We start from the raw sequence: 24114 nt of genomic DNA, 5'->3' as shown, positions 1-24114 counted from the left end.
ATTTGAGCTAGCTCGCACTCGTTCGATATTAAAGGCTAGATATTTCATCCTGAGGTTTAGGAATACATCTTTGTAAGAGATAAACCGCAGCCAATAAAAAAGCCAGACTCAGTCTGGCTTTTTAGCAGGCATTATTAGGTGCGCGAGTTTATTCTTCGCCATCACCCAGTGATAACAACGTCGCGTTACCACCGATGGCGGTGATATTGTTAGTGCGAGTCTTTTCAGTCACAAAACGGGTTAAGTAGTGTGGGCCACCGGCTTTAGGGCCAGTACCAGACAGGCCTTGACCGCCGAAAGGCTGTACACCCACCACAGCGCCGATTTGGTTACGGTTGATGTAGACGTTACCCACATTCACTTTATCTGCAACTTCAAGGGCATGGCCTTCGTTACGGCTGTGGATGCCTAAGGTTAAGCCAAAGCCTGTGCTATTGATCTCGTTGATCACTTGGCTTAGCTCTGCAGCCTTGTAGCGAATAATGTGCAGGATTGGGCCAAAGTGTTCTTTCTCAAGCACTTTAATCGAATCGATTTCAACCGCAGTGGGCGAAACGAAGTGACCGTTCTCAGTGCCAGCAGGCAGCGGCATTTGCTTGATAAGCTTACCGACTTGCTTTATGTGGTCGATGTGCGCATCTAAGTTGGCTTTGGCGGTGGCGTCAATCACTGGGCCTACGTCAGTTTTCACTGAGCTTGGGTTGCCAATCACTAATTCATCCATCGCGCCTTGCAGCACTTCGATCACGCGATCGGCGATGTCTTCTTGTAGGAAGAGTACGCGCAATGCTGAACAGCGTTGACCCGCGCTGGTGAATGACGATGAAACCACATCGTTAACCACTTGCTCAGGTTGTGAGGTTGAGTCCACTACCATGGCATTTTGACCACCAGTTTCGGCGATTAAAGGAATAATCGCGCCATCACGGTTGGCCAGTGTACGGTTAATCAGTTTTGCAGTGCCAGTTGAACCGGTAAAGCATACGCCGCCGATACGTTCATCGGCTGTAATTGCGCTACCCACAGTCGCACCCGTACCTGGTAGGAATTGCAGAACCTCAACAGGAATACCTGCTTGGTGAGCAAGTTGTACTGCACGGTAACCAATAATCGAGGTTTGCTCCGCAGGTTTCGCGATCACTGTGTTACCTGCCGCTAATGCCGCAGACACTTGGCCGAGGAAGATGGCCAATGGGAAGTTCCACGGGCTAATACACACGAATACGCCGCGGCCTTGGAGGAACAGTTCGTTCAGCTCTCCTGTTGGGCCAGGAAGCAGTTCAGGCTTCGCCATCATTTTCTTGGCTTGTACTGCGTAGTAACGACAGAAATCAACGGCTTCACGTACTTCGTCGATACCGTCTTGAATGCTCTTGCCCGCTTCACGGGTACACAAGGCGATCAATTCTTCGCGGTTTTCTTCTAATAAGTCAGCGAGTTTTTGCAGCGCAGAGGCACGGGTTTCAACCGGCGTACGTGCCCATGAGGCAAACGCCGCTTCAGCAGACGCGAGTGCTTGTTCTATGGCCGCATCATCGGCAAAGGCTACTTGACCCACTGTTTGGGTGGTGTCGTATGGGCTGACTATGGTTTTGTGCTCACCGGTTAAGGTTTTGCCGTTAACCAGAGGGCCTGCTTGCCATTGGGTATTTTTAAACTGTTCTATTGCCGCGAAAAATGGCTCAGATTCGGAAATGATGTTCATATTGAGTCCCTTGGAATTTTTGCGATCACTACCGAAAATATCGGCAGGTAAAACGATTCTATTGTTAGCCAGGGTTTTATAGCCCGTCAGCGTTTTTAGCGGATGCACCACTAATGAGTCGATTGGGGTTTTAGGATCAACGAGCTTGTGGACGAACGAAGTGTTGGCCCCGTTTTCCAGCAGACGACGCACTAAGTAGGGCAGTAGATCCTTATGGGCACCGATGGGCGCATAAATACGTACCGATTTGGCGCCAGCTTCCGACAAAATCGTGTCGTACAGCTCTTGTCCCATGCCGTGTAAGCGTTGGAACTCATGGTGACGATCGCCCGCCATATCTGAAATCGCCGCAACGGTTTGCGCATTGTGGCTAGCAAATTGTGGGTAGATAGCGCCGCGAGTCGCATCCGATAACAAGTAGCGGGCGCAGGCGAGGTAAGAAACGTCAGTACCGGCTTTACGAGTGTAAAGTGGGTAAGCGGCTTCGCCAGCTTGTTGGGCCCATTTCAGTTCGCTATCCCAATAGGCGCCTTTTACCAGACGTAAGGGGATTTCATCTCCTTGCTCTTTCGCAAGGCGAGTTAACCAAACCAGTACGGGCAGGGCACGCTTAGAGTAAGCTTGAACCACAATACCGAGTAATCCCCAGCCTTTTGCCGCTTCTGAATTAAACAGTTTTTGGAACAGTTTCAGTGACAACTCGAGGCGATCGACTTCTTCAGCATCGATAGAAATACCGATATTTAAGCCGCGAGCCAGTGTAATCAGGCGGATAACTGTGTCGTACAGTTCAGTTAAAACGCGGTCTTCATTGGCCACTTCGTAACGTGGGTGCAATGCCGATAGCTTGATTGAAATCGTTGGGCGCGGTGATTCATTTTCGTTATAGCTTTGAGCACCGAGCTCAGTGATCGCATTGGCGTAATCGGTATAGTATTTCTCTGCATCTTTGCGAGTTAACGCCGCTTCGCCCAGCATATCGTATGAATGGGTATAGCCTAACTTACGCTTGTCTTCGCTGTTTTTCAGGGCTTCTTTCATGTTGCGGCCCAGCACGAACTGCTTACCCATGATCTTCATCGCGGCCATCATGGCTTGGCGGATCACTGGCTCGCCGAGACGATTAACTAAGCGGCTCAGTAAGTTGCTTGGGGTGCCATCGATTTTTTTATCGAGCTTAACAATTTTACCCGTGAGCATAAGGCCCCAGGTCGATGCGTTAACGAGTACAGAGTCACTCTTACTCATGTGCTCATCCCACTTAGCGCCTGAAAGCTTATCTTCAATCAGTGCATCGGCAGTGGCCGCATCGGGAATACGCAGCAGCGCTTCGGCTAAACACATCAGGATAATGCCTTCCTGTGTTTCTAAGCTGTACTGTTGCAGGAAGGCATCTATGCCAACCATCAAACCTTTTTTATCGAATTGACGAACCTTGTTAACCAGTTCGTGGGCACGACGAGTGACGCGCTCTATGGCTTCATCACTTGAGGGAACTAGTTGGATCAACTCTGACAAGTATTGTTCTTCATCGACAATGTAGTTGTCGCTGATCGCTTTGAACAGTTCGTCGAGATTGGCAGAATCGTAGCGGCCTGCCAGCACTTCACTCGCTTTGAACATAGTTATCGCTTCCATCTTGGCCGTTATTGGGGCGCTATTGTTGAAACAAATTGGGAGGCGCCAAACGCATTTGATATTTTGTATACAATATGAAGGTTTGCGCGCGCCGATTATACAACCAAAATGTGACGGACAACACTATAGCGTGAAAGATTGTGAAGCTTGTTTGATTGGCTTGTTAATAAGTAGATGTAACGCTTGATTGACAAAAAAGCCAGTGTTTGAAAACACTGGCTTTTGGAAGGTAAATGAAGACTTTTTGTGTGTCAGACTCACATCCAACGTTTTTTACTGCGACGTTGTGGTCTGGGTAAATACACTAAAATAATGCCTAGGATTAAACCCAAACCTGCGATTAACCCGCCTTGACGCCAAAGTTCAAAACGCTCGTCTTGGGCGGTGCGATCTACAGCATTCTTCAGTTGATCACGCTCTTGAGTGGTTTTGGCTAGGTTTGTTTCTAACTCGCTTAGCTTAGCCTTCAGTTCGGCAACTTCGTCGGCGTGGTTATCTGTCGAACTTAATACTTCCGCTAGCTTAGCTTTAGCTTGTGTAAGCTCAGTGGTTAACGCTGGCACTTGTTCGCGGAAACTCTGAGTCGAGCTGATTAAGTTAGTTTGTACCCAACCTTCACGGCCTTTATGGTCGATGATTTTAGAGTAATCACCTTGGGTTTCGTTGAGCAGTGTCACAGGTTGACCGGCTTCAATCGAGCCAAGAATTCGAAACTCAGTACCAGGGCCACCTAAAAGATAAAGAAACACGTTATCCGAGATGTAACGGGATTGGCCTTCGGCCAGCAGGTTGGAAGACAGTAACATCATTCCTACCAGAGTCAGGAGTCTAAACACTTTTGTATTCTCATCAACGAAATAGTCTGCACATGCTAGGGATTTGAGGCCTGTAATGCAAGAGGGAAGTCATAGACTTCCCTCAACTTTACTGCATCCATGCTATGACCATTCCCTTTTCACTCAATCTTTCCTATGACCTTCTAGTCCTAGGTGCTAATGCTACTTAACTTCAGCAACTTATTTAGCGAAACTTCTTAATTAAAGATACCTTTAATCATGTAGAAGAAGATGATTGATAGGCCTGCGCCGGCAGGTAGGGTCACAACCCAAGACACAACGATATTACGCACTACACCGATGTTAATCGCTGCGATACCACGGGCCATACCCACACCTAATACCGCACCGACTAAGGTTTGTGTGGTAGAGATAGGTAAGCCTGTGCCCGATGCGATAACCACTGTCGAAGCCGCTGCTAATTCAGCCGCAAAACCACGACTTGGCGTCAGGTGAGTGATGTTTTTACCGATGGTTTGCATAACGCGCTGACCAAAAATCGCCAGACCCATCACAATACCTACGGCACCTAAAGGTAAAATCCACCAGACTAATGGTGATTTTGATGCAATTTCACCGCCGCTGTTAACGACAGAAACAACCGCCGCTAAAGGACCAATCGCGTTGGCAACGTCGTTTGAACCATGGGCGAAAGCCATACAACAGGCTGTCAGTACCATCAGGATCGCAAACACTTTTTCAACGTTTTTGAACTGAGTTTGACGGTCAGTTTTGTCGCTCATTTTTAAACGTGAAATCGCCACTTTACCCACTAGACCAACCACAACCGCGATTGCGCCCGCTAACATATAAGCTTCAGCGCCGCTTAAGTGAATACCCACGTGGGATAAGCCCTTAAGGATGGTCACTAAAGACATCATAAAGCCAGCAAATGCCATGTAGAAAGGCACATAACGCTTAGCATTGCTTAATGGATCATCAGTGTTGAAGATAAGCTTCTGTACGCTTTGGAATATGATAAATGCCATAAAGCCTGAGATTGCAGGGGTAATCACCCATGAACCTACGATACCGCCCACTTTACCCCATTCAACCGAATCAGTGCCTACACCGACTGCAGCGAAACCAATAATGGCGCCGACAATAGAGTGTGTAGTCGATACTGGCCAACCTAAAGCAGACGCGACGACTAACCAAATACCTGCCGCTAATAGCGAACCTATCATGCCGTAAACCAGCAATTCAGGTGTATTAGTGAAGTAACTGGGGTCAATAATCCCATTACGGATTGTACTGGTGACTTCGCCACCCGCTAAAAACGCGCCCGCAAACTCAAAGATCATCGCGATAATAATCGCTTGTTTGATCGTAATTGCGTTTGAACCTACAGAGGTTCCCATCGCATTGGCAACGTCATTCGCGCCAATACCCCATGCCATGAGAAAACCAAATGCAGCCGCAACGGCAATAAGCCACGGGCCATTGGTGACTAAGACGTTAGCCACCTCAATACCTGCATCAACCATATTGATACCTTGATAACCTTATTTGTTAAACGCGAGCCAGCATAAGCTCAAGACGTGAACCGACGCGTTCGGCGAGATCTGCAAGACCACCGACCCACTCAATCGTTTTGTATAGGAACATCACATCGACAGGATTCAATTCAGATTCCATGGCGAATAACTGACGGCGTAACTGAATTTGTAGATCGTCAGTATCTTCTTCGATGATATCGAGTTCGTTGATCATTTTTGCCACTAAGTCGACTTCACGACCACGGAAACCTGTTTCTAACAGATCTTCGAGTTCATTAATGACTTGTTTTGCTAGTGCTACCGCATCAATACAGCGTTGTAGATAAGCAATAAAAGGGACTTGCATAACCTGAGGGATTAACAGCTGACGGCCGATAACACGACCAGAAATATCTTTTGCTTTGTTGGCAATCTTGTCTTGTTGAGTTAAAAGTTCCAATAAATCTGTACGTTCTACTGGCATAAACAAACCGCTTGGCAGAGTAAGGCGAATTTCACGCTTTAGTGAATCTGCTTGCTTCTCGGCTAAACTAATTTGCTTACGTAATTGAACCGCACTGTCCCAGTTACCTGTGATAGTGGCTTCGAAAAAGGCGACGAGTAACGATGCACAATCGTGTACTTTGTCCATGTGCTCTTGAAGAGGCTTAATTGGCGATTTTGCAAACACGCCCAAAATAGAGTTTACTGGCATTGCCGTTTACCTATTTAGATTGTTCCATTATTGGAAAAAGCGGGCGCATGTTAACCTATGCGTCCGCGTATTGAAACTGTGTTTTTTCAGAAAAAACGACAGGTTTATTCTAACGGGTTATATACCAACTGCAAAACCAAATCCTACGGGATTTTTATGACACATTTGTGACATTATGAACTAAAGATGACGCATTAATGAATGTTTGATGACAAAATGAGCGGTAACGCAATGAATGCTGAGATTGAATTAAAACTGTTTTTCCTGCCGATATATCAAGAATCCCTGATAAATAAGTTAGATAGTCTCGATAATGCCGTACCTCAAGGTAAACGTCGTTTGGCGAATGGTTATTTCGACACCCCTGACTTACAACTGCGTCAGTGGGACATGGGGTTGCGGGTGCGCGGTTACGATGGGCACAGGGAGCAGACCATAAAAACCGCAGGACAAGTCGTGGGCGGGATTCATTCGCGGCCTGAATATAACGTGACTATCCAAGCCGATAGCCCAGATTTAAGTCTATTCCCAGCCAGTATCTGGCCAGTCGATGCCGATTTAGCGGCCACTCAAGCCCAGTTGACTTGTATATTTCATACCGATTTTTATCGCCGCGCTTGGCATGTTCAGATTGATAATAGCGTGGTCGAAGTGGCGTTGGATATAGGTGAAATCACCGCCAATGGTCAGCAAGAAGCTTTATGTGAACTAGAGTTTGAACTCCTCAGTGGCGATACCGAAGCGCTACTTAAACTGGCAACGCAAGTGGCGAGTGTGGTGCCCGTGCGTTTAGGCAAAGCCAGTAAGGCGCAGCGCGGCTATCGATTGGCGGGTAAAGCTAAGCCGCTCGATTTAAACGCATTGGAATTTTTGCCACTGACAGAGTCACATGATTCTTCTTCACAGGATTTAAGTGCAAACTGCCAAATCCTGCTTGAAACCGCGCTTGAGCGTTGGCAATTATTAGAAAGCATGATTGCAGAGGAAAGCAAACCCGAAGCCTGTGTGGCACTGTGGTGGCGGATGCGCGCCTGTATTCGTCTACTGCGGATGACCTTAAGTCAGTTCGAATTATTGAATGTGACACTGTCGAGTCAATTCATGTCGATTGAAAAACAGCTCGATTTTATCGAGCAAGCACAGGCGCTAACCGCCTTGCTTGGGAGCCAAAGGGGCTTATTCGCAAAACTTGGCCAACATGCCCAAGTTAAAGCGCGACTCATGGCGCAGCTGAGTGAAATACATCTAACAGAACGTTTACTCTCCTTGTGGCAGCAAACTGAATATGGTCAATTACAGCTGGCGATTGTCGAGATTTTACTTAAGGTCAGTGCCGGTGAAGTGGATATCAGCAATCAGCCTAGCTTACGCCAGCATGCTGACCGCGCCCAGCAAGCTTCTTGGATGGCGATCGTTGAGGTAATGCCACTCAATACTGTCATGACTAGCGCAAATTACCTACAAGTGGCTGCAGTGCTTGATGAGAGCATCTTAGTCGGTCACGCCTATGGCAGTTTATATGAGGCGAAATCACGGGATGCATTTCGCGCACCTTGGCAAGATTTAGTGCTTGGGATTAAAACCTTAGCCTGTTACCGCGCGGTGCAGGATGCGAGCCGAGAGTTGGATATTGATTTAAATGAATGGCTGGAAGATAAACAGCAGAGTTTGTTATTTGCCATGGAGTCGACGCGTCGTAATGCGATGCAGCAACAGGCCTATTGGTAGGGTTATGTTTATAACGTTAAACTAATTCTAAGTCTATTGACTGGCGCAGCACTTATTTCTAGCTCGGTACTGAAAAATACTAAGGGCTCAATCCATATTGGATTGAGCCCTTTCTTTTGCAGATTGTTAGCCAATTCTTCGCTAAATCAGTTATTTCTGGTTTCGATAACCTGTTTAAGCTCTGCAATTTTTGCGAGCATTTGCGCTTGGTTTTGTTCCATTTTCTGCTGGTTTTCTTCCATTCTCGCTAAGGCTAATTCAAGCTCTGACTTTATTTCGGCTTTATGGGCCTCTTGGCGTTCTTGACGCTCAGTTTCATCGGGTGCGACAAATACCGACGCCATATAACCTGAGATCACCCCAAAAAAGCTCACGCCGCTGACAATCACAATACCGCCTATGATATGGCCAGCTGTCGTCACCGGATAATAATCGCCGTAACCGACAGTCGAGATAGTGACTAACGCCCACCAAATGGCTTGTTCTGCGGTTTGGATATTAGCGCCTTCGGTGCCGCTTTCGACGATCAAAATGATCACTGAGGCCAAGGTCAGAATCGTCACCATGGCGACGAGCAAACTGGCTAAGGTGGCTTGTTTACGTTGTTTGATCAGCGGAAGCAGCAGTGAACGACTCATACGGATCAGGCGTATTACCCGCAGTATTTGAAACAGCCGCGCCATGCGCAGGGCTTCAATTGCCGGAATACTGGCAATAAAATCAATCCAATGATGCCGAATGAAAAAACGCTTATCGCGAGCACGGACCAACCCAATAAAGAAGTTGATCATGAAGATCATACAAATGCTGGTATCGACGAAAAAGAGTAAGCGGTAGGTTTCGCTATCGAGGCGACCGAAGGTCATGACGAGCACTATGATCACCGACAGCAAGGATAACAGCATCATCGCCATTTCGAATGGAGAAGGGGTGCCAAGGGTGCGAAGTGACCATGGGGTTTTATCTGTCATGCCAAACATGATCCCTGTTAAGTGCGGCGAATATCTCAACTAAAGTAAAAGACTTTAGGCTATGAGTAAATTGTCTTAGTCAATAAAAGGGCTATTTGTCGATTAATCACGCCAGCCATTTACATAAAGGGCTGACGCGTGAAGTGATTGCGGCGTTAGGTTTCATCCACAAAGTGAACTAAATCGTCGAGTACACGGCGTTTAATTTCTAGCTGCGAATCGGCGCTTAACCCATATTTTTCTGCCAGTTGCACATAATCATCGGCATTGAGTGACACGGTAAGGCGCGGACGCGATGGCCGCTTCGATACGCTCAAGCCCAAAATAGTGCGAATTTGATCCGAAGGGCTCACGCCTGCATCTAACGCGGCTTTACGAATTGAGTATTGAAATTTTTCATCGAGATCGAAAGCCACTTGCGTTGCTTTTGCGGCCTGTTGGTTCTTCAACCATTGCTCGGGGAGAGGGTGTTTGGTTTTACTCATGGCGTATTACCTATTGCTATCAACCGTTTCTAGCGCTTATCTGTGAGATTGTATTGGGATTATCGATAAAGTGCGAGCACGCACTTTATCTTATTTTTGGGTTATTTCGCTGGCCAGTAATCTCGAATATCCGTCAGTGGACGATACAGGGTCAAGACAACATCTGTGTCGCCACCTTCGTAGACTTCCACTTCGACGGCGCAGTTTTCGTCGTCATCGAGCAGTAAATAGTACTCGAAGGGCTCACCCGTGGCGCCATTGGCGTCTTGTGGTGGTTTTTGACCGCGGTAATCCTGACGATGGAAATAGCCAAAAGCGGCAAACGTCACTTGGTGATATTGCTTTCCAAGCCATTGTTCCAGTTGTTCCGCTAAGTCGGCCGGTAATATTTGAGTGGTTAACTCGGTATGACCCGGCTCATCGAACAGGGCGCTGAACTGCTCAAGATCGAATAACTGTTCCACTTGGGCGCGGGAAATCTTAATCGAAAAGGCGAGATAGGTTTCGTCGTCTTCTTCGATACTTAAAAAGAGTGTGTCGCTGCCATGACCTTTGAGTAACCATTCGGTTTGCTGTTTACGTTCAGACTCGTAGGTATGTACGGCTTCGACCCTCAATTGTTGACCACGAAGTTGTGGCGGCAGGGCAAAACTGTCATCAATTGAGATCATATCGCCCACTTTGAGCTGGGATGGGTGATTGAGCTCGCGCTGTGGCGCTGCTTTCTTACCAAAAATACTATTGAAAAATCCCATAGTGACTCCTGCTGACTATGCTCGCGTGCGGCTTCAAATCGATTGGCTGCGGATCGTAACGGGCAATAGTGGTCAATTATTTTATGCGGATGAAACAAAAAAATGCCGAGGTCAGTAGGGGGTGATGATCCCACTGAGACTCGGCATTCGGTCAATCATTGCTTAGCTTTTACGTGCTTTGATTCGGTCTAGCACAGCATTTGCATTCGACTTCTGCTCACCAATACCGGCTTCGGCTAGCTTAGATTGCAGTGACTTGTCACTGTTTTCATCGGCTAAGGTTTCTGCCGCTTTCAGGCGGTCGTCAAACTGTTGCTGACGAGCCTTGATGCGCTCGAGTGAATCTTTAGCGTTCAGCAGCTTAGAGTTGCTAGACGCAAACGAGTCAGTAATGGTAGCCGTGGCTTTTTGCACGCTTTCAGTGGTTTTAACCATGCTCAGCTGACGTTGATAATCAGACAGTTGGCGCTCGGTTTTCTTCACTAAGTCTTTCAAACGTGCAGCATGGGCGCTAAAGCTATCGTTGGCGCTTTGTTGCTCAGACAGCTCTTGATCTAACTCGGCAATCTTCTCTGCAATTTCAATTGCTAAGGCTTCATTACCTTTGTCCAATGCTTGAGTCGCATAACCTTCGTGTTCGGCAATCGAACGTTTCAGGCGGTCGATTTCACGGCTGGCTTGCATTTCTTTCGCCATAACATCGGTCAGTTCACGTTTAGCATTGGTTAAATGCTTTTCTGCGTCACGGATTTCCTGTTCGAAAATACGGGTTGAGTTTGCGTCAACGATGCCTTGACCCACTTCGGTAGCACCACCACGAAACGCTGTTAAAATTTTATTCAGAATGCCCATTTTGTGGCTCCTTATTTCAGATAATCGACCATTTCATCGATAACTTCTAAACAGTTATCGGATAAAACTGATAATTCTTGCTCGATTTCGAGCATGCTAGATTGTAGTGATAGCGCACCATAAACTACGTATTTGTCATCAATTTTTGCAAAGGATGACAGAGGCATTGGAATGTTGAGCTCTAGCATGGTTTCAAACATTTCACTGCGACGATCTTGGTTTACTTCGTTCTCGCCCCACAGGTAGCTGATGCAGAGCACTTGGTTGTCCGTCACCGATACAAATACCGGGATTTCTTCACGGCCAACCACATTCACTTGCAACACTTCGACTTCACCATCGATTGGATAACAATCAAATTGAAAGCCAGTTTGGCTGGTGTTGCCAAGACTGTTGAGGTGATTGGCAATGGTATGGATATTCATATTTGTCCTTATTGACATATTATGTCTGTGTTCAAAGATAGCACTGAGACATAATATGTCAAGCACTATCTCATCCTATTAAAAAAGATTCAGTCCCTGATTCTCGGACCAATCTTGCAAATGGTAGTGATACAGCTGCAACGAACCCAATTCATTGGGTTTTATTTTGGCGGCATCTTTATAAAAATTTGCTGGAAACTCAAAGGCGCCATCCACTAAACCTAAGGTGAGCCAGTCATCTTTGATGGGCAGCTCAGTTAACTTAGCTAATCTGTGTTGTGCATCGAGTCCGCCTGCGGTGGCGATACTCCAGCCCCATTCGCCAAAACTGGGCACATTATGGTGGTACTGTTTGACGTCAAATCCTGCCAATGCCAAGGTTTTTGCTACCGAAATAAAGGCCTTAGGGGCATGGTAAGGCGATGTTGACTGTACAGTCAGAGCGCCATCACTGCTCATAAGTTCCTTTAATTTACGGTAGAAATAATCCGAATACAGCTTATTAAGATCGGGATGGCTCGGATCGGGCAAGTCCACGATAATCGCATCGTATTTCACGCCTGTGGCAATCAGCTTATCGACGCCATTAAATGCATCGTCGTTGATCACAGTGACACGGGGATCGTTTAGCGCATTACCGTTGAGCGTCAACATAGCGCGGCTCAAACGCTCGGGCATATCCGTATCGGGCGACTTAAACAATTGCACTAGGCCGACATCGAGATCGAGCAGCGTCACTTGCTCAGGCTCCCAGCGCAGCACTTGCTTAAGACCGAGTCCATCGCCACCGCCAATGATCAACACCTTGTTATGACGGGCACTGGCTGCGAGTGTGGGATGCACGAGAAACGCATGGTAGATGTGTTCGTCTATGCTAGAAAACTGTAAGCGACCATTGATGTATAACGCATAAACGGGCGGCAGACCGTTACCGCGCAGGCGCTCGGTGAAGGTCAGCTGTTGGAAACGTGTCGCTTTGGCGTAAACCACTTTGTCTTTATAGAGCAAATTATTAAATTCTTGTTCCCAGCGTGGGCCGTGGATGGCTAACACGAGTAAAATGCCTGTCACGATAAAGTGCCCAGTCAAAAGCAGTTTAGGGCGGCGGATTTTAGGCCAGAAGCGCCAGATAAACACAAAACCCGCCAACAGGTTAAAGCTGGCAGTTAAGGCGGCGGCAAGTTGGATATCAATGGCAAGCATAAAGCCCACCCAAATGGCGGCACCTATGCCAGCACCTATGTAATCGGCACCGTAAATTGTCCCCGCATTGTGCAGTAAATGCTCGTCAGAAAGAGACTGGCGCACCCTGGCGATCAGTGGGATTTCCATACCTATCATCAGGCCCAGTAACACGCCCCACACATAGGGTAAGTATTCGCTGAGTTTTTGAAGCGAGCCTATCATGCCGCCTTCGGGTAGTTGATCTGGTGGTAAACCTAAGGTGTTGGCAATCATTAAGGGCAGTTGTTGGCCAAAACCAATCACCGCCGCTGTGATTAAAATGGCGAGTGAGCCACAGAGTGCGACTGTGAGTTCTAAGATCACAAAACCGGTAAAGGCATCACGGATCTTACGAGCGGCGAAGGCACCTAGCCCCATGGAGACTATCATCAAGCCAATCATGGTGTAGATGGCGGCTTCTAATGCGCCTAAAATGCGCCCCGCATAGTGGGATAAAAGATATTCGTAAATCAGGCCGCAGCCTGCTAATACGGCCATGATGCCCAATAATAGGACATCGTCGAACCAACCTAGGCGGCTAGGTTTAGCCGCCGAGGGGGTTAAGCTGGTTTCTTGCATTCGATTAGGCCATCAGTGCCGTGAGGATAAGTGCGATAGCGATACTGATCGCCATTTCAACGGCGGCGATGCCGATATTGTGTTGTCTTTCTACTTCATCGGCTAAATCGATACGGGCTAATACCAGTTTCTTCACGACGAACAGCAGTAAGGAAAGCGCGATCAGCATGATGACTGAGAACACTAACCAACCGATCACGTTAGTCACATAAGCCGTTGGATTGAATATAATAAAGTGGCTGGCAGCGTTAAAGCTCAGCGCCATTGCGATCATATAACCCGCATGACGCAGTGCTAATGCCGTATGACCTTGTACTAAGGCTTGCTGCATTGACGAGTCTTGATTGCGGCTCGCAAAACGGTTTTCACGCCAGCGCGTCAGTAGCACTAACATCAACTGCGAAATCGCAAAGGCGCTGAAGATAGCGATAAAGGTATCTAGGGTTAAGTCTTCTGCCCATAACAACACGGCGCGGATGATAATCGCAGTGGCGATGGCGGCACTGGCATCGACAATCGCGACAGACACATTGCCTTTGATGATTTGCTCGTTCTTATCGAACTCGTTTAACGCAATCTTATCGTGGAGGAAACGACCCAGTTTAATCAGCACTAAGCCGAATAAACCGTAGGCGCTCATGCCAATGGCTTCATTAAGATAAGAGTGCGCGGCAGCACCAGTGATAGCGCCCGTTAGCACTATACCCAATGCGGCAACGGCGCCCGCGGTACTGATACCGAAGGCAAAGTTATCACGCTCCGCCAGTTCTTTACTGCTGTTAACCTTTACGCTCCAACCTTGCAAATAACGCATCAGCGTTAGCAAAATCACGGCTATGGTGAGATCGATAGCCAGAATGATGGCTAGCTCTGGTGTGATACCGAAATCCTGAAATAGTGTCATTGGAAATCCTTAGTTACTTGCCCCGGCGCACACTGCGGGTCGTGCGATTACTGGAATTACGGAAACTGCTGTCTTTAGCATAGTTAGAGCGGAACTTACTACTCGAACTCTTGCTTGCGCTCGTGGTGTTGCTGGCCTTGGGCGTGCTGGTGCTTTCACGGGATAACGCCGTGCCACCGGTACGCGGTTTGGCATAAGGGCTGTCGAAGCGCTTACCTTGAGAATCGAAACGTTTTTTCGTTTGTTCGAAGGTCTTATTTTGCGCATCCGCTTGTTTGGGTGAGGTATAGCGATAACGACCTACGTCATTGTAATAGCTATAACCTCGGTTACCCGACCAACGATCGTAGGAAACAGGGCGATTGAAGACATTCGAAAACATCGAATACATGCCATACCAAGCCCAAAACGAAGTGCCGCTCGAGTCGGTTTGCCAGTTACCGTAAGACGGATTACCAACTAGCTGACTGCCTGGACCAAAATCTTCGCCGCCATTGGCTAATGTTGCTGCCTCACGGCTAATCGCATTCACGCGGGCAAGTTTGCCGTCGGACATATCGGCAACCACGTTGACAGGGTCGGACAACATATCGTTAAACAAACTGGGATCAGCGGCTTGATAAAGATTTTCCGCTTCGGCCAGCTGTTGATCGAGATCGGCAAAGTTACTCGCCACTTTCGACTCATCTAATCGACGTTTCAGCGAGGTATACATGGGACCTTGGGTGCCAGAATCCTTTGCTAATTCATCAAGTAATGGGGCTAAATCAGGTTTCTGCTGCTTTAACAGTGTGGTGTATTGTTTTAAGAGGTTAGCGTTACGCAACTGCCCGTCATCGATCATCGTCGTGAGCGTTGCGAGGCGTTGCTGCGTGAGTTGTTGATACTTCGCGATTTTATCCGGTCTCTCATCGCCACAACCCGTCAGCGACAGCATAACGGCTAAAAAGAGGATCGATGTGAGAACACGGGTTAGCATTCCTGCCATGTTTTCTCCAAATGGTAATGAAATAAAACTCAAATACTTGCAGGCAATAATAATCTGCTTGCCCAATATGCCTGCTGCGCAGGTTATAGTACCCTTAAATGCCACAGATAAAAGGGGATACCTTTATTTGTGTGCTACATCAGGTAGCTGCAAGTCTCGTCGAACATAACATGATGTGGCGTCAATCTATATCATTTACGACATAATATGTCGATAGCTAAATTTGTTAGGGATTATTATGACCATGCAAAAAGACAGTAATAAGTCATTGTCTATTCTCGTTAATCAAACCGCTGAGCACAACTGGCTGCGGTTAGAGGAAGTATGGTCCGAAGGACTCGCGCAATTAACACCTGCCCAGCAGCAAGAACTCAAAAAGGTTCTAGGGCTCAGTGATTACGTGGCGGCCCAGTTATGCCGACATCCCGAGTGGATTAATAGGCTGTTTGCCGGCGAGTTAAGCCTGATTGAGCGTAAAAACTTCGATCTTGAGTTACACGAAGTGCTGAGTAGCGCCACAACTGAAGAGATGGCAAAAGCTAGCCTGCGACGGTTTCGTAACTACCAAATGGTGCGCTTAGCCTGGCGTGACTTTTTAGACTACGCCAGTTTAGAGGAATCTCTGCTGGATCTGTCGGCGCTTGCCGAAGCGTTAGTGATTTGCGCCCGCGACTGGCTCTATAAAGATATGTGCGCCCAATACGGCACGCCGATGGACAAAGAAGGTAATGCACAGCCATTGCTGATTTTAGGCATGGGCAAGTTAGGCGGCCGCGAGCTCAATTTCTCCTCCGATATCGACTTGATTTTCACTTTCCCTGAACATGGTGAAACCGTCGGTGGTCGTCGCAGTTTAGACAATCAACAATTTTTTATCCGCATGGGACAAAGGTTAGTGAACTTGCTAGACCAAGTTACCGTCGATGGTTTCGTGTTCCGCGTGGATATGCGTTTGCGCCCCTACGGTGAAAGTGGGCCGCTGGTGGTGAGTTTTAGTGGTCTTGAGGATTATTACCAAGAACAGGGCCGAGATTGGGAACGCTATGCCATGGTCAAGGCGCGTGCGCTCGGACCTTGGAGCCATTTCTCCGATGAATTACACAGCCTGCTCAGACCCTTTGTGTATCGCCGCTATATCGACTTCTCAGCGATTGAATCCCTGCGAAAAATGAAGCAACTCATCGCCCAAGAAGTGCGTCGCCGTCATTTGACCGACAATATTAAACTCGGCGCGGGCGGTATTCGTGAGGTCGAGTTCGTGGTGCAGAGTTTCCAATTAATTCGTGGTGGCCGCGAGCCTGCGCTGCGTCAGCAGAGTTTATTCGGCGCTATCGATACGCTCTACAGCTTAGGGCAGTTTGAATATTTGGCGGTCGATGAGCTTAAACACAGCTATTTACTGCTGCGCCGAGTCGAGAATTTACTGCAAGCCATAGACGATAAACAAACCCAAACCTTGCCGAATAATCCACTCGATTGGGCGCGATTGTGTCATGTGCTCGATATGGCCAACGAGGTCGATTTACGTACCCATATTGAAGCGGCGATGAGCAAAATTCATCGTCATTTTAAAGCGACTGTGGGCGGTGAAGAAGGCGAAGAAAAGGCTGAGCATTGGACAACGCAGCTGTGGCATGTGCAAGATATTGATGATGCCGTCGCGTTATTGGCCGAACAGCAAATCGACGATGACAAGCTGTGCCCTATGCTCAGTAGCTGGCGTGAGACTGTCACTAAGCGTTCCATTGGTCCACGCGGGCGGGAAACCTTAGATAAATTAATGCCAAGATTATTGGAAGAGTTGATTAATCAACAGAGTCCATCGGCTGCCTTTGAGCCCGTGTCTAAGGTGCTGGAGCAGATTTTAACTCGCACCACTTACCTTGAGCTTTTATGTGAAAACCCTGGCGCACGGCAACAGTTAGTGAGCCTTTGCTGCGCCAGCCCTTGGATTGCCGCGCAGTTGGCTAAGTTTCCCATGCTGCTCGATGAGCTTATCGATCCATCGCAGCTTTATGACACAACCTCCATCGATGATTATCCTAGCGAGCTGCGCCAGTACATGTTGCGGGTGCCCGAGGATGATATGGAGCAGCAGATGGAAGCGCTGCGACAATTTAAGCTGTCACAACAACTTAAAATCGCCGCCGCCGATGTCACTGGGGTTTTACCTGTGATGCAAGTGAGCGATCACTTAACCTTTTTAGCCGAAGCCATCATAGAACAAGTGGTGATGCAGGCGTGGCAACAGGTTTCAGTGCGCCATGGCGTGCCCGCTCACCTTGAGGGCAATGACACAGGTTTTGCCGTTGTTGGTTATGGCAAGCTCGGCGGGATAGAGTTGGGTTACGGCTCCGATCTCGATTTAGTCTTCCTGTGTGAAAACAAAGCAGATAACAGCCAGACCAATGGTGAACGCCCGATTGAAGTCGGCCATTTCTACCTCAAACTCGCCCAGCGTATTCTGCATTTGTTCTCGACTCGTACCACTTCGGGTGAGTTGTATGAAGTGGATATGCGTTTGCGTCCTTCTGGCGCCTCGGGTTTGATGGTCAGTGAGATTGAACGCTTTGGCGAATACCAAGCTAACGAGGCGTGGACGTGGGAACATCAAGCCTTAGTGCGCTCGCGTTTTGTTTTCGGCGACAATAGTTTAGCGGTCAAATTTAGCCGAATTCGTGCTGCGATATTGGAAAAGCCACGGGATAAAGCTGAGCTGCAAAAAGCAGTACGTGAGATGCGTCAGAAGATGCGTGATCACTTGCTCAAAGCCAGCGATGGCATGTTTGATCTAAAACAGAGTCCCGGCGGTATTGCAGATATCGAGTTTATCGCCCAGTACTTAGTGCTGGCTAATGCCCATGAGTATCCTGAGCTGACGATTTGGTCTGACAATGTGCGGATTTTTGGGGTGTTGGCTGAGCTTGAACTCTTACCTATGATGAGTGCCCAGCATTTAACCCAAACCTATTGCTTACTCAGGGATGAAAATCATCGCCTGACTCTGCAACAAAAGGCGGGGCAGTTACCTGTGTTAGAGGTTGAGGAACATGCCGAGCGAGTGCTCAATATCTACCGCGCTGTGCTGGAATAGTACAGTCATCTCTACAGTCATTTAAAGGGAGTAAGGCTGAAACGAATATCAGCCTTAACACCGCAAGAATGCACAATTTAGGCTAGAGTTTAATGAGAGCAGTTAGCAGAGAGCACCATGCAATTACCTACTATCCCTGAAAACGAGCTGCAACGTTTGGCCACGTTACGCGCACTCAATGTGCTCGACACCGATGCCGAAGAACGTTTCGATCGTATCACTCGGCTCACGCGCAGAATTTTCTCTTTGCCGATTTGTGTTGTGACCTTAGTGGATGCCGAGCGGCAGTGGTTTAAATCTCGCCAAGGATTGGAGGTGACTGAAACACCACGGGAAATCTCATTTTGTGGCCATGCGATCAATCAAGACGATATTTTTATCGTAAACGACGCCCTCAAAGATCCGCGCTTTAGTGACAATCCACTGGTGACCGAGCAGCCGCATATTCGCTTTTACGCTGGCTATCCCTTAACCATTCACAGGTAATATCGAGTAGGGACCTTGTGTTTAATCGGCACTGAACCGCGAGAGTTTACAGCTGAAGATATTGAAACCTTGACGGATTTAGGTGAAATGGTAGAGGCGGAATTACTCTCTATCGCGCAAAACACCTTAGATCCTTTGACTACGATTTCGAATCGGCGTGGATTTGAGTTACTGGCCCATCAGGCGCTAGCGAGTTGTCGACGTACCGAATCTGAGGCGGCCTTACTCTTCTTCGATCTCGATTTCTTTAAGGAAGTGAATGACAACTTTGGTCACCTCAAGGGCGACCAAGTGTTATACGATTTTGCCCATATCTTGATGACCGCTTTTAGGGAGTCTGATGTAATCGCAAGGCTTGGCGGTGATGAGTTTGTGGTGCTACTAAGTTTTGTGCATAGAGATACAGTCGATCTAGTGATTGAGCGTTTTAAGCAATTACTTGAGCAATATAATCAACAGCATCCTAAGCAACATAGCTTAGCGATCAGTATTGGTATCGCCCATTGGACGCCAGATTCTGATGTGAGCTTAGAGGATCTGTTAGATTCCGCCGATAAAGCCATGTATCAGGATAAAGCCGCGCACCACAGTGATGCGCCTTAAATGATGTGTGCTTAAGCAAGATGAAAAGGGAGACAATTATGTCTCCCTTTTCATTGATTTTATTCGGCGAAGAAGTACTAAGCTACGCCATTAAGCCGTAATGAGTATCACCCAGTGTTGGTATAAAGGTAAGCCAATTAACACATTAACCGGAAACGTAATGCCGAGTGAGGCCAGCATAGCCAGTCCAATATTGGCTTCGGGTATTGCGGCTCGAATGGCCGCAGGCGCTGCGATATAAGATGCACTGGCACTTAATGCCGCTAGCACTAAAATACTGCCAGAAGGTAAGTCCAGCCATAATCCTACGGCAATACCGCACCAAGCCAATACAAAGGGCGTTACGGCGGCGAACACCAATAAGCGCCATTGTTTTAGTGGTAGCGGCAAACACACTTTGGCTGTCACTAAGCCCATTTCCAGTAAAAATAATGCCAGTAAAGTTTTGAATCCGCCTAGTAGCACAGGTGTGAGCGGCGCAAGCCCCGTTGGGCCGTAAAGCCAACCAATCACTACGCCGCCAACGAGTAAGACAACGCCGCGGCTGGTTAACGCTTCGTGCAATACGCTCGATTGAGTTTCATTCTTGGGTGATGTTTCAATTGCTTTTTTGGCGCTTAAGTATCTATGTAGCCAGAGCATCACTACGATCGCCGGCAGTTCTAGCAGCACGAGATACAGGGTGGTTTCGGGTCTTAATATCAACCCTGATTTTTCCACCATAGCCATCACCACCGCAAAGGTTCCCGCGCTAACGGAGCCGTAATGTGCGGCAATGCTAATAGCATCTGTGTGACCAATGCGAACCAGCCGAGTTAACACTGGGTATAGGGCCAAGGGGATAATAAAGCCTAAAGCAACAACCGCTAACAGCTCAGTGATCACTAAGTTTTGGGTGTGACCGTGGAGCGCCATTCCGCCCTTTAAGCCCAAAGTGAGCATTAACAGTATGGATAGGGTTTCGTAGATCGCGGGGGGGACTTTAAGATCTGACTTCACTAGGCCAGCTAACAAGCCTAAGGCGAAAAAGGCAATGACAATATCGGGCATAAGTATCTCATTAAGTTTGATTTTTAAGCCGTGCAGAACAGGCTTAAATGTCGGATGGTCCTGATGGCTGGTGATTTTGGACCTAATTGGTTATATTGAAAAATAAATTGTTTACCACTTAGGTATAGATAATCGTCTATGGATAAGCGTTCGTCATCGACTCAGCTTAAATTGCGGCACTTGAGTTTCCGTTTGCTGCAGGTGTATGTACAAGTGGTGCGGTTAGGCAATATTTCCGCAGCGGCGAGGGCCTTGCATTTAACCCAGCCCACAGTGTCATTACAGCTTAAAAAGCTAGCCGATGTGTTAGGTGAGCCGTTACTCGAGAGTCGTGATGGCCGTATGTTACCGACCTTGATTGGCAATGAACTCTACCGCGCCGCCTGCGATACCTTGAGTCGTTTTGAGGATTTCGATGCCTTTATGCAGCAGGCCAAAGGTGGCAGCGTTGGGCATATTAATATCGGTATCGTCACTACCGCCAAATACGTGTTACCACGGATTTTAGGGGCTTTTTATCGGCAGTTTCCACAGGTTAAAGTGACCTTAAACATAGGTAACCGTGCCCATGTATTAGGCCGATTTGAGCGCCAAGAAGATGATTTATATTTGTTTAGTCATCCACCTAGTGGCGATAACGTGCTATCTGCGCGGATCATTAAAAACCCGCTGCAATTGATTGCGCCAAAGGATCATTGGGCGGTGGGCCGTGAACAAGTAAATTTTAACGATCTTAAAAATGAGCGTTTTATCGTGCGCGAGCCCGGTTCTGCCACCCGCTTGATGTTTGAGTCTTGGTGCAGCGGTCAAGGCATCACGCTTAGTGACACTATGCAAATTGAGAGCAATGAGGCGATACGCTTAAGCGTCGCGTCTGGCTTAGGCTTGTCTGTGATTTCGGCGCACACGCTGCAAGAAGGGCGCGAAAAACCGGCTATTTTGCCGGTAACGGGTTTTCCGCTCGAAAGTAACTGGTATCTAGTGGGCCGCAAAGATCGCCGCTTGCCCTATGCCGCCATGCAGCTGGTGGACTTTATGGCGGCGCATTTGGCCGAGTGTATCGAGCCAGAATGGGTTGCCGCCGATATCAGTGAACTGGCTATGCACTTTAATCAGGCGCCGCAAACTCGGTCTTAGCTGAGTTCATGTTTTGATACTGAATGATTTTATTAAGTTAAAGATGTGATTATACATTGAGGGTAGCGTTTTTTCGCACACCTTGTGCAGTTACCCTCTGGTTCCCTTGTAAAACGAGATTTGACCTCAAATCGAAAAGCGAGGCTTTTGACCTTAAATCGAGACGACTTTACACCTTAAAGCGCGTCAGTAGGTTGTTCAGTTCAACTGCTAACCTTGATAGTTCATGTGCCGATGCACTGGTTTGCTGGGCTCCCGCGGCGCTTTGGCTGGCGAGATCGCTAATGTTAACAATGTTTTTATCGACTTCACGGGCGACTTTCGCTTGTTCTTCGGCTGCGCTTGCGATGACCATATTGCTGTTATTCATCGTACTGATTTGAGCGTTAATCGTGTTTAATGCATCCCCAGCGAGCCTTGCGACAGCGAGTGCTTGCTCCGCTTTTTGACCACTGTGCTGCATCGATAGCACAGCGGTTTCGGTGCCGTGCTGGATCTTGTTGATCATGTCTTCAATTTCGCGGGTCGAAGACTGAGTGCGATGGGCTAGCGCGCGCACTTCATCGGCCACGACCGCAAAACCACGGCCAGTATCGCCCGCTCGCGCCGCTTCAATGGCTGCGTTGAGGGCCAGTAGATTCGTTTGCTCGGCAATTGCGCGGATTACATCTAAAACTTTACCAATATCGACAGCTTGCATGGCTAAGGTTTGGACAATTTGCGAACTTTGCGTCACATCCTGATTCATGTCGATAATGGCGGCGACGGTTTGATCTACCTGTTTTTTACCTAGTTCAGTATTGCGGGCGGTTTCTTCTGAGGCCTCCGAAGCGAGGACTGCGGTATTAGCGACTTCATCCACCGCCGAACTCATCTCGGTAATTGCGGTTGCAGCCTGTTGTATTTCATCATTTTGTTGCTGTATACCGCGGGAAGCATCTTCAGTCACAGAATTGAGCTCTTCTGCGGCGGAGGCGAGCTGGTTAGAGGAGTTTGCGATGTGGGATAAGGTATCGCGCAGGTTCTGCTGCATCCCTGCTAATGACTGCATCAGCTGACTGGTTTCATCATTGCCATCTGTACGGATTTTCTGCGTTAAATCACCGCTTGCGACCGTCACTGAAATATCTACCGCTTCTTTCATCGGCTGCACAATACTGCGGGTTAAGAGTGTGGCCACAACAAATGCGGCAATCAAGGAGGCTATTATCACCACGCTGTTGAGTAGCTTACTTTCCTCGTAGGCTTGTGCGGTGATTTCGCCTTGTTTGCTTGCATATTTGGTATTTAAATCGCCGATGCTAATGAGCATTTTTGTCATTTTATCGGCTTGGACTGTCATGACTTCATCCATGATCCGTTTGGCTTCAGTAGCATCATTGGCCTGTAGTTTACGGATCATTTCATCTTGATCTTTTAGATAGGATTCAAGGCTATGGCTGAATTCCTGATAGAGGGCTTGCTCACCAGGCAAACTAATTAAAGGCTCGTAGGCCTTTTGATCCGTTTTAATGTTCTCGCGAATTTGCCTTAAGGTTTCGAGCCCTTTGTCGCGCTCAGCCGCCGAATCGGCGAGTAATAGACGAAATGTAAATACCCTAGCGCGCATCACGTTAAGATTGATGCTCGACAGCGTGACGAGCGTTGGTAGGGTATTTTTTTCAATTTCTTCTGAGGAGACTCGCATGGATGACATCGTTTGTAATGACATCAGTCCCTGAAGTAACAATACTAGACCGAGTAAGCCAAACGCAGTAATGAGTCGTGAGCCAATCTTAATTTGTCGTAACCACATAAGCGAATCGTCCCTGTATTTAAATTAGTTCCGTCTAAGGTCGTTCTTACTGCTTTTTAGTTAATACTTTCGAGCTACTGCTGTCGAGCCATAAAGTTCGAGTAAATAAAGTTAAACTTATGCTTCCTAACTTTAAAACTAAGCGTTATTGCGCAGAGTCGGAACTATGAGTCTTTGGTTTAATACACTATAGATTATATTTTTAAAATTTCTTGCCGTAGAGTGTAAATTTAATTGATTTAAACCTATAGGGCGTAAATTAGCATAATTGAAACTAAGTTATACCGTACCTTAAATATCTAGGTTAGCAAACCGTATTGCTGAATTGAGTGGAGTAATGCTTCCGTTTTTATTCAGATTATCTTTGGGGATAAAGGAGCTAACTGTGATTATTATTTTGATTTTAAATGGTTAAAGTGAAATTTTGTGCTGATTTGATAAGGTTTTAGATTGGCAATCTAGGTCTTTAGGCTCATGTGTCATGTCTGTCGTTTTAAAGGTGTTATTCAAGCTTTTACTATTCTGATTGTATAAGTTACTTCGTAATCTACTGTTCCTTTGGACGTTTTTATTTTTTTGCTAATGATTGTCCAATAATAGTTTGAGCAAAATTTTGGAACTTATTTTTTGTCTCTTTCTTTGTCTCTGCAAAACGATAAATAATCA

Annotated in this window: 17 protein-coding genes and 1 pseudogene; 4 read left to right on the top strand and 14 right to left on the bottom strand. The window is 47.4% G+C overall.

The genetic code is table 11. From position 1 onward, the window contains the following. Positions 1–148: 148 nt before the first annotated feature. The 4 genes from putA to DYH48_RS16875 form a co-directional block, all read right to left on the bottom strand. On the bottom strand, positions 149–3343 hold the full coding sequence (gene putA / locus DYH48_RS16890; RefSeq protein ID WP_172481204.1) for a bifunctional proline dehydrogenase/L-glutamate gamma-semialdehyde dehydrogenase PutA: 3195 nt from the start codon (positions 3341–3343) through the stop codon (positions 149–151). Between the two features lie 257 nt (positions 3344–3600). Further along, positions 3601–4149: a TIGR04211 family SH3 domain-containing protein gene (locus tag DYH48_RS16885; RefSeq protein ID WP_063883822.1), complete on the bottom strand. Its 549-nt coding sequence runs from the start codon at positions 4147–4149 to the stop codon at positions 3601–3603. A gap of 227 nt (positions 4150–4376) precedes the next feature. Beyond that, complete coding sequence (locus DYH48_RS16880; protein ID WP_006082932.1) at positions 4377–5666, bottom strand: inorganic phosphate transporter; 1290 nt, start codon at positions 5664–5666, stop codon at positions 4377–4379. A gap of 25 nt (positions 5667–5691) precedes the next feature. After that, positions 5692–6372 carry a TIGR00153 family protein gene (locus DYH48_RS16875; protein ID WP_006082931.1) on the bottom strand — a complete coding sequence of 227 codons (681 nt, stop codon included), beginning with the start codon at positions 6370–6372 and terminating at the stop codon, positions 5692–5694. 231 nt (positions 6373–6603) lie between these two features. Between DYH48_RS16875 and DYH48_RS16870 the strand changes: the two genes are divergently transcribed. Then, positions 6604–8100, top strand: a complete 1497-nt coding sequence (locus tag DYH48_RS16870) for a CYTH domain-containing protein (protein ID WP_115336158.1) — start codon at positions 6604–6606, stop codon at positions 8098–8100. A 146-nt stretch (positions 8101–8246) separates the two neighbouring features. Here DYH48_RS16870 and DYH48_RS16865 read toward each other — a convergent pair whose 3' ends face one another. The 8 genes from DYH48_RS16865 to DYH48_RS16830 form a co-directional block, all read right to left on the bottom strand. Further along, positions 8247–9071, bottom strand: coding sequence for an ion transporter (locus tag DYH48_RS16865; RefSeq protein WP_006082929.1), 825 nt, complete (start codon positions 9069–9071; stop codon positions 8247–8249). Between the two features lie 155 nt (positions 9072–9226). Then, positions 9227–9556 (bottom strand): hypothetical protein, encoded by a 330-nt coding sequence (locus tag DYH48_RS16860; protein ID WP_006082928.1) that lies wholly within the window; start codon positions 9554–9556, stop codon positions 9227–9229. Between the two features lie 101 nt (positions 9557–9657). Continuing rightward, on the bottom strand, positions 9658–10311 hold the full coding sequence (locus tag DYH48_RS16855; RefSeq protein WP_115335415.1) for a hypothetical protein: 654 nt from the start codon (positions 10309–10311) through the stop codon (positions 9658–9660). Positions 10312–10473: 162 nt separating this feature from the next. Continuing rightward, complete coding sequence (locus tag DYH48_RS16850; RefSeq protein WP_006082926.1) at positions 10474–11163, bottom strand: PspA/IM30 family protein; 690 nt, start codon at positions 11161–11163, stop codon at positions 10474–10476. Between the two features lie 11 nt (positions 11164–11174). Beyond that, complete coding sequence (locus DYH48_RS16845; protein WP_006082925.1) at positions 11175–11588, bottom strand: YjfI family protein; 414 nt, start codon at positions 11586–11588, stop codon at positions 11175–11177. 78 nt (positions 11589–11666) lie between these two features. After that, a complete protein-coding gene (locus DYH48_RS16840) occupies positions 11667–13391 on the bottom strand; it encodes a polyamine aminopropyltransferase (protein WP_115335414.1) in 1725 nt (574 codons plus the stop codon). Between the two features lie 4 nt (positions 13392–13395). Next, on the bottom strand, positions 13396–14295 hold the full coding sequence (locus DYH48_RS16835; protein WP_006085958.1) for a DUF350 domain-containing protein: 900 nt from the start codon (positions 14293–14295) through the stop codon (positions 13396–13398). Positions 14296–14308: 13 nt separating this feature from the next. Continuing rightward, on the bottom strand, positions 14309–15283 hold the full coding sequence (locus DYH48_RS16830) for a hypothetical protein (protein WP_012088366.1): 975 nt from the start codon (positions 15281–15283) through the stop codon (positions 14309–14311). A 238-nt stretch (positions 15284–15521) separates the two neighbouring features. On the opposite strand from DYH48_RS16830, the gene glnE reads away from it, so the two are divergent. Further along, positions 15522–18377: a bifunctional [glutamate--ammonia ligase]-adenylyl-L-tyrosine phosphorylase/[glutamate--ammonia-ligase] adenylyltransferase gene (gene glnE / locus DYH48_RS16825; RefSeq protein WP_115335413.1), complete on the top strand. Its 2856-nt coding sequence runs from the start codon at positions 15522–15524 to the stop codon at positions 18375–18377. 117 nt (positions 18378–18494) lie between these two features. Continuing rightward, positions 18495–19466, top strand: a pseudogene (locus tag DYH48_RS16820) (GGDEF domain-containing protein). A 90-nt stretch (positions 19467–19556) separates the two neighbouring features. On the opposite strand, the gene DYH48_RS16815 reads toward DYH48_RS16820, so the two are convergent. Next, entirely contained in the window at positions 19557–20516 is a 960-nt protein-coding gene (locus tag DYH48_RS16815; protein ID WP_115335412.1) for a sodium-dependent bicarbonate transport family permease, read from the bottom strand. 138 nt (positions 20517–20654) lie between these two features. Between DYH48_RS16815 and DYH48_RS16810 the strand changes: the two genes are divergently transcribed. Beyond that, positions 20655–21653: a LysR family transcriptional regulator gene (locus tag DYH48_RS16810; protein ID WP_115335411.1), complete on the top strand. Its 999-nt coding sequence runs from the start codon at positions 20655–20657 to the stop codon at positions 21651–21653. A 169-nt stretch (positions 21654–21822) separates the two neighbouring features. On the opposite strand, the gene DYH48_RS16805 is transcribed toward DYH48_RS16810, so the two are convergent. After that, the gene (locus DYH48_RS16805; RefSeq protein ID WP_115335410.1) at positions 21823–23448 is read right to left on the bottom strand and encodes a methyl-accepting chemotaxis protein; all 1626 of its coding nucleotides are present in this window, start codon (positions 23446–23448) and stop codon (positions 21823–21825) included. Positions 23449–24114 lie beyond the last annotated feature (666 nt).

The sequence above is a fragment of the Shewanella baltica genome (assembly GCF_900456975.1).
GTDB lineage: Bacteria > Pseudomonadota > Gammaproteobacteria > Enterobacterales > Shewanellaceae > Shewanella > Shewanella baltica.
This window is presented reverse-complemented; position numbering and strand designations above follow the sequence as displayed.